General features: G+C 40.9%; 16 protein-coding genes. 3 read left to right on the top strand and 13 right to left on the bottom strand.

Translation table 11 applies throughout. The features are described from left to right. Positions 1-166 precede the first annotated feature (166 nt). The 7 genes from JCM11217_RS17040 to JCM11217_RS17015 form a co-directional block, all read right to left on the bottom strand. Positions 167-415, bottom strand: a complete 249-nt coding sequence (locus JCM11217_RS17040; protein WP_243679380.1) for a hypothetical protein — start codon at positions 413-415, stop codon at positions 167-169. Next, a complete protein-coding gene (locus JCM11217_RS17035; protein ID WP_243679379.1) occupies positions 412-894 on the bottom strand; it encodes a hypothetical protein in 483 nt (160 codons plus the stop codon). The genes JCM11217_RS17040 and JCM11217_RS17035 overlap by 4 nt, the downstream gene beginning before the upstream one ends. Next, a complete protein-coding gene (locus tag JCM11217_RS17030) occupies positions 891-2,414 on the bottom strand; it encodes a thermopsin (RefSeq protein WP_243679378.1) in 1,524 nt (507 codons plus the stop codon). Before JCM11217_RS17030 ends, JCM11217_RS17035 begins: the two co-directional genes overlap by 4 nt. Before the next feature lie 27 nt (positions 2,415-2,441). Next, complete coding sequence (locus JCM11217_RS11770) at positions 2,442-3,575, bottom strand: MFS transporter (RefSeq protein ID WP_054843019.1); 1,134 nt, start codon at positions 3,573-3,575, stop codon at positions 2,442-2,444. A 45-nt stretch (positions 3,576-3,620) separates the two neighbouring features. Then, positions 3,621-4,001, bottom strand: a complete 381-nt coding sequence (locus tag JCM11217_RS17025; protein ID WP_243679377.1) for a hypothetical protein — start codon at positions 3,999-4,001, stop codon at positions 3,621-3,623. A 25-nt stretch (positions 4,002-4,026) separates the two neighbouring features. After that, complete coding sequence (locus tag JCM11217_RS17020) at positions 4,027-4,425, bottom strand: ATP-binding protein (protein ID WP_243679376.1); 399 nt, start codon at positions 4,423-4,425, stop codon at positions 4,027-4,029. A 71-nt stretch (positions 4,426-4,496) separates the two neighbouring features. Next, positions 4,497-4,721, bottom strand: a complete 225-nt coding sequence (locus JCM11217_RS17015) for a hypothetical protein (RefSeq protein WP_243679375.1) — start codon at positions 4,719-4,721, stop codon at positions 4,497-4,499. A 101-nt stretch (positions 4,722-4,822) separates the two neighbouring features. Here JCM11217_RS17015 and JCM11217_RS11760 point away from each other — a divergent pair, with 101 nt between their 5' ends. From JCM11217_RS11760 to JCM11217_RS11750, 3 genes are all read left to right on the top strand, one after another. Beyond that, on the top strand, positions 4,823-6,055 hold the full coding sequence (locus JCM11217_RS11760; RefSeq protein WP_243679374.1) for an amino acid permease: 1,233 nt from the start codon (positions 4,823-4,825) through the stop codon (positions 6,053-6,055). Positions 6,056-6,310: 255 nt separating this feature from the next. Then, positions 6,311-8,215: a hypothetical protein gene (locus JCM11217_RS11755; RefSeq protein WP_054843018.1), complete on the top strand. Its 1,905-nt coding sequence runs from the start codon at positions 6,311-6,313 to the stop codon at positions 8,213-8,215. A gap of 6 nt (positions 8,216-8,221) precedes the next feature. Further along, complete coding sequence (locus JCM11217_RS11750) at positions 8,222-9,208, top strand: ABC transporter transmembrane domain-containing protein (protein WP_243679373.1); 987 nt, start codon at positions 8,222-8,224, stop codon at positions 9,206-9,208. A 104-nt stretch (positions 9,209-9,312) separates the two neighbouring features. On the opposite strand, the gene JCM11217_RS11745 is transcribed toward JCM11217_RS11750, so the two are convergent. The 6 genes from JCM11217_RS11745 to JCM11217_RS11715 form a co-directional block, all read right to left on the bottom strand. Continuing rightward, on the bottom strand, positions 9,313-10,017 hold the full coding sequence (locus JCM11217_RS11745; RefSeq protein WP_054843017.1) for a hypothetical protein: 705 nt from the start codon (positions 10,015-10,017) through the stop codon (positions 9,313-9,315). Positions 10,018-10,225: 208 nt separating this feature from the next. Continuing rightward, entirely contained in the window at positions 10,226-10,513 is a 288-nt protein-coding gene (locus tag JCM11217_RS17010) for a hypothetical protein (protein WP_243679372.1), read from the bottom strand. Then, positions 10,450-11,205, bottom strand: a complete 756-nt coding sequence (locus JCM11217_RS11735) for a dipeptide/oligopeptide/nickel ABC transporter ATP-binding protein (RefSeq protein ID WP_243679371.1) — start codon at positions 11,203-11,205, stop codon at positions 10,450-10,452. The genes JCM11217_RS17010 and JCM11217_RS11735 overlap by 64 nt, the downstream gene beginning before the upstream one ends. Continuing rightward, a complete protein-coding gene (locus JCM11217_RS17005) occupies positions 11,202-12,854 on the bottom strand; it encodes a dipeptide/oligopeptide/nickel ABC transporter permease/ATP-binding protein (RefSeq protein WP_243679370.1) in 1,653 nt (550 codons plus the stop codon). The genes JCM11217_RS11735 and JCM11217_RS17005 overlap by 4 nt, the downstream gene beginning before the upstream one ends. Beyond that, the gene (locus tag JCM11217_RS11720; RefSeq protein WP_054843014.1) at positions 12,755-13,069 is read right to left on the bottom strand and encodes a hypothetical protein; all 315 of its coding nucleotides are present in this window, start codon (positions 13,067-13,069) and stop codon (positions 12,755-12,757) included. The genes JCM11217_RS17005 and JCM11217_RS11720 overlap by 100 nt, the downstream gene beginning before the upstream one ends. Before the next feature lie 6 nt (positions 13,070-13,075). Further along, entirely contained in the window at positions 13,076-14,089 is a 1,014-nt protein-coding gene (locus tag JCM11217_RS11715) for an ABC transporter permease (protein WP_054843013.1), read from the bottom strand. Positions 14,090-14,209 lie beyond the last annotated feature (120 nt).

Genomic DNA, 14,209 nt, shown 5'->3' with positions numbered 1-14,209 from the left:
GAGGAATTTCGCAAAATCCTAAATACTTAATGCTTACCGTGTCTCCTCCTATTTATGAGCATCGTTAATGCATAAATTACCGCTATTATCACTGCATACATTATTACTGTGGGCGTATAATTAACGTGCCATGCCACGGTTATACTCATCGGCCTATTAACGGTGATTACGAGCCAGGCTCGCTTAGGAATACTCCATCGCTAAATACCGTGCCAGGCTTAATCATGAGCACCTCACCACTATAAAGCCACTTAGTCGTGTTGGTCGTGTAAGTACCATTAATACTCACTGGGTATTCGCTATGTACAGTAACGAGGTACTGATGCTTAAAGGCACTTAGGGTTATATTTAATGGCGAATCTACAATAATCGTCTCATTACTACCCAGGTAGACTAGGCGAGTTCCATTACTCAATACATAGTACCTGGCACGAGAATTATTAATACAGAGCTCTCGTTAGCCCACGTAACTATTGAATAGCCACTAATGTTTTGTAGCCCCCCCGATAAGGAGATTATCACAGGCACGGGACTATTCACATTAACCCTGTACTGCTTCGTCCAATTGACAATGACCGTGTATGGCCCATTAACCAGTAAATTGGTGACGTTACTCATCACCGTATGGTAGAGACTGGTTCCTGTGAGGTATATGTAGTAGGCATTGAATACTAGCCGTGTTCCATTATTGAGGTAGTATATTTCTGGCTCATTGAGAGTCACGATGGAGCCATAATTATGCCACCCGCTTTCTCCGTTTAGTAATCCACTCAGGTCGTTAATCGTGAGCATGTATTGCAATGTGTAATTAACGTAAATGCTCGTTGGTCCCTGAAGTGTTAAGTTCAATGTATTCGTAGTGACTATGTATGAGTTGTTTATTACGTAATTCATGATACGTACCTGGTCTCGTTAGGTACTACGGTGATTATTGATGGTTCGATTAACGTAGTCGTTGAGTTTACGGTATATACATCCAACGTCTTCGTCTCGTTCACGGGATTATTAATTATTAATGGTATGAAGTACGTGTTGAGGAAGTACAATTCCTCAGGGCCTTGAATAACGTAGACGGACCCATAACTAAGCGGTAACACGTGGGCATCATATATTATTTCAGCGGTGTCCGTGCCGAAATCCCACATTGAGGGTACTGGTGATAAGTAATAATCGCTTGGGTAGGGCCACGTGAAGTATAGGGACAATGTAGTATTTAGTGACCTAGCCACTGTGCACTCGCTATTCCACGGGCCTACAATTACCAGCTCTGCGTCATTCATTAATCCACCACTATTACCTGTTGGTGATACTTCCATGTACGTTATTGATGACTTTACCCTTATTGTAACGTTGTCAAACCAGGTAATTGACTTGCCATTGTATGAGTAGCCGAAGGCGATCCATGGGTAGTCATTACTCGTTAACCCAGTCCTCGTTATTAAATATATCGTGAATGGCAGGCTAACCTGCCGTGTTAGTTCTATGTCGTATGCGTAGGCCGTTACATTACCTACCGTGGTATTTACGGGACTAACCAATCCATTGCCACTAACTAGGTTACCACTTAGTGAGGCGTTGATTGATGTAATATTCCACACATTATCACCCACCTGGGCTGTGTGATTCAAGGAATCAAAGAGCAATATATTCTGGAGCCAGTAGTATTGAGTGTAGCCACTAAGTGTATTCACCACAAGAACAGTATTCAGTTGAATGCTGAACCAATTGTTGCCCGGTTCGACATAACCCGTTGGGCATGAACCTGGTTCCTGGGTAAATACATTGTAAATACTCGCCTTACCAATGAATTCATTAGTTTCGTACTCATAGGCGAAGTATGTGCCGTTAATAATGGCAATGCCATAATCAGCAATACCCATAGGGAATCCCCATTGACCAAGCATTGGCTCTCTCGTTAGTGATATTGCGTAAACGACAAGCGCGGATTTTGCTCCATTATTGAGTATTATAACGTAATAAGTCCCTGTTCTATTGACGTAGTAATAACCAGTTATGTTATTGCCAGTCACTGAGTATAGATGTTCAATGCTGCTTCCATTAATATACTTCATGAGTTGTTGTTTAGTGAGTATGTATAGCGTTATTGGTGATGTACTCCAAACACTATAGTCTATGTATGATCCAGCCGTTGCACTGAAATTATAGTAATAATACTCGATTGGTGGTAGGTACGCTATACCGCCTGTCATGTTAACGTACGTGTACGAAAATGATGTGCTACTTGATAAACTAGTGACATTAAATATGCTCATTGGCGGTATCTTAATTACGTAATTGGTTTCAGCAGCGCCTAATGTGGCGATTAATAAGAAGGTCGTAAATACTATAATTAAGGTCAGCCTCAATACATCATTAATACTTAAACGTCTTTCCATAGTGATTAATTGCATCATAGGTAATATTGTTATTTAATGCCTTAATTACTTAACCCTTAGTGCTAATTGATAAATTAGCGCAGATATCATTATCACAATGCCCATAATAACCCACAGTGATTGATAGTTAAGCCTAATCAATATAAATGATGCCACCGCTGGCGCAACAGCACCACTCAACTGCCAGAAGAGGTTTGCAATGCCAGTCACGCTACCGGCTAGTTCACCACCAATTTTTGATACGGCGGTTGAGTTTGCCGGCGTTATTATGAACCTGATAAAGCCCATGGAGGCCGCCAATATCATTAGCGGTAACTCCCTCGTGATCACGGCAAGGAGTATCGTTGATATACCATATAATGCCTCAAACAATGATAACGTGTTCCTGACACCCAAGCTCCTAATTATGTAACCTGCAATTAATGTTGATGGAATACCCAATAGAGCTAGGAGTGAGTAGGTGAAGCCTGCGACGTAGTCGTTAAGCCCTATCGATAGGAAGTATTTATAGGCGTATAGCGTTATTGTCCAGTATGACATGAAGAATAGAAAACCAGAGAGACTAACGACTATAACGTCGCTATTCCTCAATAACTTAAGGTTTAATGAGCCACGTGCATTACCGCCATAGTCCCTAATATTTATTGGCACGTATAGTGATGCTATGATTATTGAAGTGAGGGCAATAATGTAGTAACTCCACCTCCAACCAAGGGCTATGCAGATCCCAGGTAGGGTAGCACCGGCGAGCACTATGGATAACGGCCAAGCAATGCTGTAATAGCCCATGGCCACCGGCAGTTCAGGGCCGCTGAAGTTAATGGTCAGTAACTTCACTGTGGCTGGGTAAATCCACCCAGCGCTCAATCCCATGAAGAGGCTGGCCACGTACTCAACCCACATGGTATTGGCTATACCAGACACGAAGGATGATGCGGCCAAACCGATTAGTGATGCTATGATCACGTACTTTGGACCAACTCTATCCGAAATAATTCCGGCGGGTACCTGGACAACCACGTAACCTATGAAGAACAACGAGAAGACAATACTATCTTCGACAATGGTGGGTCTCAACGATGAGTATGTTGATACAATACTCCAGGCAAGCCTGGAGAAGTAGCTCATGAAGAAGGAAGCCGACGCAGCCCCCACCACGTATATGTCCCTAACCCTCATGCTCCAGCATATGTATTGAATCCTAACCTATTTATGTCATTTCCCTTAAAGTGTTCGTGCGGCAGCGGCGTAGATTGGATCTATCATTGTGTACTCATCATCCCTCTTCTCAACAATGCTCATATTAACAAGCGTACTCAATAAGTTACTCAACGCAGTATCACTCACGTACCTACCCTCAATAATCTCCAACCTACTCTTAATAAAACTCCACCTGGCGGGTCCTTCACCAAGGATTTTAAGGATTATTCTATACCTCGTACTCCTCATTACGCCTAACAGGTTTATTAGCTCGTCACGAGCCATGCTCACCGCCATGCTCCTTATAGCATCGAAATCCGCAACGCCCCTAATTGCGTAGTTATAACCGAAGTACGTCAACCAACCAATAATCCCATCAAACTCATTAATAGCCCTTACCAACACGTCCTCGCTTGGTTTGATACCAACCTCATTGAACCCCCTTATTCAGGAATTCATAGGATTCATCGGGACTTAACCTCCTAGTCTTAACCTCGACATAAGCCCTACCGAAGAGTGGTGCCTTGGGATTACGAAGCCCAAGCAGGTCATATAAAAGACCGACCTGCGATCCAGTAAGTACAAAGTTTATGTTTCTGAGGTTATCATAGGCGTAAGCAATCAACCTATCGAATCTAAGCCAATTAACCCTCCTCAACTCCTGAGCCTCATCTATTGCAATGACCACCTTACCTCCAATCTCTCCTGCTAGGTCATTGAGCTTAATTAGTAATTGAGCAATATCTAACTTACCTGGACCTCTGAACCTAGCCTCAACCTTAATGGGGGGGTTAATCCCTATGGCAAGCCCAGCGACATCCTTAAGCACGCTTAGTATCTTCTCCCTAAGCCCGGACTCGCGCCTTATGAAATCCTCAATAGCCCTAGCCCATATGACGGCTAAGTCGCATAGTTCGGGTATGCGCTAAGCCTAACGTCAAGGTATATGTAGGGTAGGCCTGATTTCCTAATTGCCACATTCATTAATGAAGTTTTGCCGCTCCTCCTAATGCCCGTGATTACTGTAAGCCTTGACATCCTAACTGCATTAATCAATTGGTTAAGTTCAATTCTAAAGTCAAATAAATCCTCCTCACTAACTTTAGGCTCTGGAGAAAAGAGCATTTAGTAACTAAGTGCAACTTAGTTAATTTAGTTTTTGCATTGATTCGCGTTATTAAACGTTTAACTAAGTATAAAAAGGTGCGGTGTTGTCGTAATTAACGATGTCGAAACAGAGAAGTAGTGAGTTAATGAGGAATGCCACGGGATTCCTCGGTTCATTGTATAACTCACTGGCAGGTCAAGCACCAGCCTATAGCATTGCAGGTGGTGCAGCTCTAATAATGGGTAGTGCATACGCCGCTGCGCCATTGGCAATGTTGCTCACATTACTGGGTGTCCTAGCTATTGTCTACTCAATATTCGTACTGGCCCGCAAATACCCACATGCGGCGAGCTTCTACGCCTACGTGACAAACACGATAAATGCCAGAACAGGCTTCATAAACGGAATAATCTACGCGGTGTTTTATAGCATCGTTGGCGTCGGTTCGGTGGCAATAGCCTTCGCATACCTGGGCACGGAGGGCATATACGCAGTAACGGGGGGGCACGTGATAAACCCATTAATCCTACTGCCAATACCCATAGTCCTGGCCCTAATACCCGCGGTCCTTGGGATAAGGCCTAGCGTTAGGACTGAAATGACGTTAACGAGCATTGAAATAGCAATCCTATTAATATTCGTGGTACTATCGTTCATAGCAAACATCAATAGGCTCTCGGTATTCCCATTCACGGCGCAGGGAACCTTCGCAGCAACACCCACTGGAATATTAACGGCACTGTCTGGAGGCCTAATCTTCGCAATAACTTACTTCATGGGCTTCGAGGTTAGTACGCAAATATCCGAGGAGGTTAGGGACCCGAGGAGGAGTGTGCCGACAAGCACGCTGTGGGCTACGGTATTCATGGGAATACTATACATACTAGTCACATACGCAATACTACTCAACATAGGCTACACACAAAGCGCCATTAACAACTTCGTTAACATGGCCGAGGGCATGGGCCCGAACCCAGTATACACGTTGATAGGGCATTACCTGGGTACGGTGGGGGGGCTAATACTGTTCGCAATAAGTGTTATGCTTAGCGTATTCGGGTGCTACCTGGCCACATTAAATGCGACCGCGAGGATGCTCTATGGGATGGCCAGGGACAGGTTGTTACCTGCATGGCTCGCCGAAACGCACCCAAGGTATAAGAGCCCGCATAAGGCCCTTTATCTAAGCACTGCCGTGGCAGTACTAACGATAATACTCGCCTACGTAGCGGCTTACCTGAGTGGTTACGTAAAGCCCTTGGAGTTAACCTATAACGCCATGGAGGACGCCTACGCCATCGACTCCCTATACTACGTATTAAGCCTAATACTCGTGGCGGCGGGAGCCTGAGACTAACCACCTGGGTGGCAGGATAGCCATAGCCATTGGGATAGCCATACTAGCAATAACCTTCTACTACTCAATAGTAAGTACTTGGTACCTGATTATATTAATAGCGTCAATAATACTAACAGTAATAGTATCATACGCTCTAAACCCCCAGGATAAGGAGGATAAAGGTGACAGTATGTCCATATTGTTAACGTTCAATTTAAGGTAATAAAGTAATAAAGCTTAATAATGTGTTAATTAAACTTATTCAAAATGCCGAAGACTTCGAAGTGCGGTAAGTTTATTTGCTTAAATAATAACGATATTAAATTCTTGCTTGGCGTTAATTATTTTCCAAGAAGGTCAAATATAAAGATGTGGAGTAAGTGGAATGTAGATGATATCCGTAATGAATTAGATATGATGAGGAGCCTTGGCATTCGTGCAGTAAGGTTCTTTATTATTGCTGAGGATTTCGTAGACAATTATGGAAACATCAATGAAGACTCGGTGAGAAAGCTTAAGGAGTTCATGGATTTACTTAAGGAATATGGTATAATTGGATTTCCAACATTATTCGTGGGCCACATGAGTGGTAGAAATTGGAAGGTGCCTTTCCTCGTGAATGGAGATCCTTACGATGAAGAATCAATTACTAGGTTCATACAGTTTGTGATAAATGTAGTGAGTGTGTTAAAAGATCATGAGGCATTGGGTGGCTGGATATTAACGAATGAAATAAGCCTATTCAAAAGGCCAGAAACCAGAGATAGAGCCTTAGCATTTTTATCTGCCGTAACAGGCGTAATAAAGAGAATTGATCCCAATCATGTAGTATCGTCTGGTGACGTATTCTATGGTCCCATGCAGGAGGAACCAAATGTTAGAGGTATTGTTGATTACATAGGTCCTCACCTATACTTTTATCATGATGACCCAGTAATGCATGGTTACTTATATGGCGCTCACCTAGACCTAGCGTCTAACGGTGGTTCATCACCTGTGCTCCTTGAGGAATTTGGCTTTAGCACGTTACAGTATCCCGAGGAATGGCAGGCTTATTTTATAAACGAAGTCCTATATACGGCTATTGCACATGAATCTTCAGGCGCCTTCATATGGTGCTTCACAGATTTTATAAATGATAAGGATCCACCATATGAATGGAGACCTTTAGAACTTGGCTTCGGGATAATTGATAAGTTCGGTAAACCTAAACCCGCCGCAAGCGTTATATCGGAGTTTTCAAAAACTATTATTAATCTTGAAGAATTAGGATTACATAATAGGTTTAGACGAATGCCAAAGGTGACGGTAATAATTCCATTTTATGCGTATAGAGATTATGAATTTGTAAACTATAAGGACTATAGCAGTGTACTTATATCAGACATTTTATTAACAATGGTTGGTACACAGGTAAGGGTTATTTATGAATTAGATCAGGAGAGGATTGGTGATGGTCTTATCATAATGCCTTCAATTCCTCTTGCATTAACAAGTACATGGGATTACCTCTTAAGTAATGTTAAGTCAGGTAACAATTTATATGTATCGTTACTTAGACAGTCATTTCACGAATCACCAACTCACTTATGGGATGAATTATTTGGCGTTAAGCCATCATCGTGGGCTGGAAGTAAAGGCAGAGTAATAAGTGGTAACGTTAAAATAAGCATTATGCAGGACTTTGGGTCACTAAGGGCTGGTGACTCTATATCAATAACTATAGGTAATCCCATTTACCTATATGAGGTTAGGCCTACGGACGCTACTGTAATAGCCACGCTTAATGATGGTTTACCTGTGGTATTCATGACCAGGAGAGGTAACGGCGTTGTCATTTTATCGGTAATACCCTTTGAATACATAATCACCGTCACAGGAAAATACATGGAGATTCTACCATTTTATAAAGCACTTGTTGATTTGATGAGGGCTCGGCAAATAGCTTATTCCTCATTGCCTGAGTTGGAGGTTCAGACATTTTACGGAGATAATGAATATTTACTATTCATAATTAATCATTCCATAAATAACGTAATGGATAACATTAAGCTAAATGATAATGTGAGTAGAATTGAAAGAGTTGGAGGCCTTGGAGATGCGAAACTGAACGATAACCTTATTAATGTGAACGTTGAACGTAAATCAGGGTTAGTATTAAGGGTTAAGTGATTAAGTATGGTTAACAAATCAAGGTCAGGACTAATAAATGCACTACTAAGTACGGCCCGCTTTTATATTCTGTACGTACATAGGCCTGAAATCGACATGGGTTTTGCCTTAGCCCTAATATCTTATATATTAAGAGCGATCGCCTCTGGATACTTAATACCGATTGCATTGGCTAGACTTACTAACTCAATGGTTAAGGAAAATTCCTCATTCTTCCTCACCAATTCCGTTATTTATTTTATAATTACCATGACGATTGTATCCTTATTATACGCATCATCTGAATGGTTATTTAGGCCTTTTTGGAATAGTATAGCTAAGGCTATTGTTAATATTAAAGAATTGATAATAAATAGGGTTAGTAATAATGATGTTGGAAGGTTAAATAATGTTGATATTAATGATATAATTGGTAGGATTGTAAATGATATCGACTTTGTGATGTGGAACATTGGTAATATGTATAATACTTTTATGCCGAATATACTTACCGCGTTGACATCGATAATAACAATAATGCAGTTAGACCCATTGATTGGAGGTATTGCATTAGTTATTGTACCTCTGTCGGTGTTGATTATCGAGCCTTATGTCAGGGGGGGTGTGGAGAACGCCAGACAAATTGAGAGAAGTGCGTATAGCGAGTCCATACATAGGGTTGAGGAATTTCTCAGGGGGGGAGACACTAACAACGTTAATTTGGTCCGAGGTTCATTACGTAAATGGATTAACGGAATATCTAATCAAATAAAGTGGGATAGGGTGTATTGGTCGTCAGCATTGGCGTATGCATATGTTACACCTTTACTACTATCCAGCTTAGGCATTTATAGGGTACGAACCGATGAAATGTCACTGGGTAGTTTAATAGGCATTATATATGCTTCATTAAATGCCTATCCATCATTAATAAATGCATTATGGGGGGGCATATGTTTATTAGCCCAAAACGTAGTGCCAATCAGGAGAATCGAGGAATTAATTGAAGCTTAGAGGACAAAAATTCGTGAATCATCATTTAACTATGCTGATATTGTATATCCTCCAATAAATCTCGCCACTATTAATGTACATATTACCAAACTCACTGCCTAACTCTATATCCATGAGCCATAGATTGGAAACATTATCTGGCTTTGCCATATTGATGGGCATTTCTGCGGTAATAATGTCACCATGTAGTTAAGGAACGGAGCCAACCACACACCAATATTACCACTTTTATACCCATTATTGACTGGGACAAAGGCTATGTAGGTCCAACCAGCTCCATGATTGCAGTTTATCAGTACCATGAAGGTTTCATTAATTAGGGTTCCATTCACGTAAATCGGTATATTAACGTTAATACCCGTATAAGCCCATTGAGTATTATAACCACTATAGTAGAGCCAAATCATCATCTCAGCATCGCCTGGCCCAACACCAGTTATGTTTGGGTTCTTAAGAAACCAAATATCGTATGCCCAATCCATAGGTGTTGATGGGCTATGCATTAATGTATAGTTTACATAAATACCTAGGTTAGGGTATGAACTTAATAAATCATTTATCCTCTGCGGTAAATTAATTATCTCATTTATCGGAGACTTAAGCCACGGACTTCTACCAATGAGGAATATCTCTGGGTAACCCCCCCAGACCTGGCTCTCTGGGTTTTTCAATAAAACATTACTTAATAATGCATAAAAGCAAAGTACACCCTTATTAGGATTATATGTCATCTTTGCATAGCCCTTATTAAAGTTTGCTAGGTTCCACATGTTTATGTATATCTCATATTTGTTATTACCCCATGCCATTATATACGTAGACGGCCCAGGTAATTCCAGCGAAGAGTTCAGAGTTAAGCATGTATAGCCCCCCTCTACAAATACACCTATAATTAACTGTTCTCGAATTCATTAATGCCAATTCGCCGGTGAGGAAAAATATAAGTATTACAGTAAGGACAATAATGATTGTGAATATTGAAGAAATAATTATGTACTTACGATTTATGGGTGTCATTTAATCGCCGTTAACCCTGGGGCTTTCTCCATATAAGTGGCAACGCACTAAATGATTCGGCTTTACATTGACTATCTTCGGCTTTACGTTAATGCATACGTCACGTGCATATGGGCATCTAGGCTGAAATACACAACCAACGAGGTTTACCTCCTCTATCTTTTCTAATTCAATTTCCAATTTCCTATCAAACTTCCTATCAACCTGGGGGGGTATTGAGGACATTAATAATTGAGTATATGGATGCAATGAATTCTCGATAATCTCCTCAGAATCACCATACTCCATGATTTCCCCCCTCTATAAAGCACAAGTATCTTATTACTTATGTAGGATGCAAGCGATAGGTCATGAGTAATAAACAGAATTGTTATTCCCTTCTTAACATTTATATCATGAAGTAAATTCAGAATCTCAATCCTAAGCGACGCATCTATCATGGAGACGGGCTCATCCGCTATTAAAACCTCAGGATCAACTAAAAGCGCCCTCGCAATCATTATTCTTTGTAATTGACCACCAGAGAATTGATGTGGATACTTACCAAGAGTCTCGCTTGCCCTTAATCCAACAAATTCAAGGGTTTCTTTAATACGGTTATAGATATCACGTTCACTAAGATGATCAAAGTAGTTCTTAAGTGGTGCCTTAAGTACGTGGTCCACCTTATGAACAGGATTAAATGATGCGTATGGATCCTGAAATACGGCCTGTACTTCTCTCCAATACCTTCTATTATCTATTTCACTTAAATCAACCCCCCCCTTATAAAGTATCTTACCACTTGTCGGCTTCTCTAGCTTAAGTAATATTTTAGCTAATGTTGACTTTCCAGAACCGCTCTCGCCAACGATCGATAATACATCGCCCTTACTAACATTAAATGTAACGTCATTAAGAGCCACGATCTTACTAGTACGGAAGAAACCAGTCTCAAACACCTTTGTTAAATTCTTAACTTCATATATGAGTTCAGTCATTGATCACCACCCTTAGCGAATAACCAGCATGCAACCATGGTAGAACCCACCTTAACAAATGGTGGTTCCTTCTCCCTGCAAATATCCATCCTGTAAGGGCATCTATCGTAGAAGCGGCAACCCTTAGGCGGGTTCACCAAGCTTGGCGGTTCGCCCTTAAGTCCTTTCAATCTAATCTTATTTATGTTAGTGCCGTATTTGGGTATTGACATGATCAGTGCCTTGGTATATGGATGTAGCGGCTCCTTAAGTATGTCGTTGGCATTACCAACTTCAATAAGCTTACCGGCATACATTACTCCAATTCTATTAGCTAGTTGTGCGATTACACCAATATCATGTGTTATGAAGAGCATTGACTTGACTCTACGTGATTCAACTAATTCATTTAGGAATTGAATAACTAATCTTTGCGTGACTACATCAAGCGATGAAGTTGGTTCGTCAGCAATTAAGAGATCCGGGTCAAGTATCGTGCTTATCATGATACTGACCCTCTGTCTCATACCACCTGATAACTCGAAGGGGTATCTATCAAGGACCCACTTTGGAAGGCCTATCATTGATAATCGCTCAGGAACTCTGGAATTCATTATTTCCTCAATCTTTTCATCACTATCAATATGGGATTTAAGGGCATCCCTAAGTAACCGCTTAATCGTTATGGTTGGATTAAGGGCATCCATTGCAAACTGAGGAATTAATGATATGTGCTTCATGCGTATTCTTCTCAGTTCCTCATTATCCAGTTTAAGTATGTCCGTGCCCTTAAACAATACCTTACCATTCACAATCCTGAGGGGGGGTGGTTTAGTTAATGCTGAAATGGCTATGGCGAGTGTGCTCTTTCCTGAACCACTTTCGCCAACAATTCCTAAAACATCATTCTCATTAACGGTAAATGAGACATCATCGACGGCTTTGACGGAAAGACCGTTTTCAAGAAAGTAATAAGCTTTTAACCCATCAACACTTAATATGTTCTCAGACATTAAATCACCCCCCCTTAATCTTGGATTAAATATTTTGTTTAACCCTCTAACCATTAATATTAATGCTAATGTTGTCCAAGCAGTTAAGAAACCAGGCGGTACATACCACCACCAAATACCGTAAGCGAATGCTGTCGCAATGACGGACCAATAAAGCATGGTGCCCCCCCATGTCGCTATTGAGAGGGATCCAATACCAAATAAGTTAAGCGTTACTATGGTCATTATTGCGGCATTAAATTGGATTATATATACGATGACGACATACGGTAGTATAACAGGTAAAATCTCGCCAAAGGCTATCTCGAATGAATCACTACCATTAAGCCTAGCCACATTTATGAAGTCACGAGCTTTTATACTCCTCGTCATAGGATCAACAGCCCTGACAGTCCAGCTCCAACTAAATAATCCTGTGAGTATAGCTACTAATAAATTCGATATTTTAGGTCCAATGACGAGCGAAAGTATCATAACGAATAAAGTAACGGGTATTGCAATGAATAAGTTCGTGAAGAAATTAATGATGTCATTAATCGTTCTGCCGAAATAACCAGCTATAACCCCCCCAGGACTACGCCTATTGCGGTCGCTATCGCACCAGCCATAGCAGCGATAATCAACGTCGCCGGCGTAGCGAATAATAACTGACTCCATACATCCTGCCCGTAGAGTGTCGTGCCAAGGAGATAATGCGAACTTGGTGGAACACCAGGCGGACCAACAACGGCATCTGGGTGTTTGTATGGCGCGATTATTGGGCCTATTATCGCTAGTATAATCACTGGAAGGAACATTATAAAGCCTGTTAAAAACGACCTATCACTAAATATTGATCTAAATAATGACTTAATCTCACTGGCCTCAGGCATATGTACCTACCTCACCCTTGGATCAATAATAACATAGACAATCTCAATTAGAAAGTTTGCAATTACTACCATGGTTATCACGTAGAACAAGGCACCCTCCATTAAGAAGTAATCAAGGTTTGTTATGGCATTCCAAATGATCCAACCCATCCCTGGATACATAAATATGAACTCCACAGCGCCGGCGCTGACGAAAATTAAGCCCAGGTTAATAGCTAGGCCTGAATATTGAGGTAATGACGCATTTCTATAGGCATAATTCCTAATAATATCGTACCTAATGCCCAAGGACTCAGCATAGGTTATATAATTACTACCAAGCTCACTAACTATGTTGGCCCTCATGCCAATGGCCCACTGTCCAATGGATACCAGAAATACCGATAAGAATGGTAATATCCACTCCTTAAGGAATGTTGATATAAAGCTCCATGTAAGTGTCGGCATTACGAATGTGTATTCTGACGTGAATGTTGATGGAAGTAATTTTAGATAGAATGTAAAGACCGTTATCAACAGCATTGCGAACCAATAGTATGGCGAATATGCAATGAAGTATAGGATGGGCATTAATATTCTATCAACATGCCTATTGAAGGCGGCTATGGCGCCAAGCTTATTACCAGCCCAAAATCCAAGGAATATTGCTGGAATAAGCAGCGCAAGGTCGTAAAATACGATACCACTTATTATTTTAATAACTGGTTCAGGAAACAGCCATGCAGAAATACCGAAATTGCCCTGAAAAATACCCTTCCAATAATCAATGAATTGAATATATAAGGATTGGTTCAACCCAAAATATTGATAAACAAAATTATATAGCTTCTGAAGAGCCTGGGGGGGCGAGTAGGTTCCCGCTGAACCAATGGCAGCGCTTTCTAACCTACCAACTATTATATTAGCAACATTTATTGGCAATAACCTAGGTAGTAAAAACACGAGACTATTAGCCACGAACCAAATTAATACGTAGACAAAAAATCTCCTAACTAAATATCGAACATAAGTAGCAACCATAATCAATAATTAGTTCATTAAACGCTTTTAAGCTTTAGTTAGTAAAATTAGTAATTAAGGGTATTAGAGGTACTATGGGTATACCCATAGTACCCCCCCTAATATTTAAATGCCTTTACT

It is taken from the genome of Vulcanisaeta distributa JCM 11217 (assembly GCF_001316005.1).
In the GTDB taxonomy this organism is placed as follows: domain Archaea; phylum Thermoproteota; class Thermoprotei; order Thermoproteales; family Thermocladiaceae; genus Vulcanisaeta; species Vulcanisaeta distributa_B.
The sequence above is the reverse complement of the archived record's forward strand: the minus strand, read 5'-3'. Positions and strand labels throughout refer to the sequence as shown.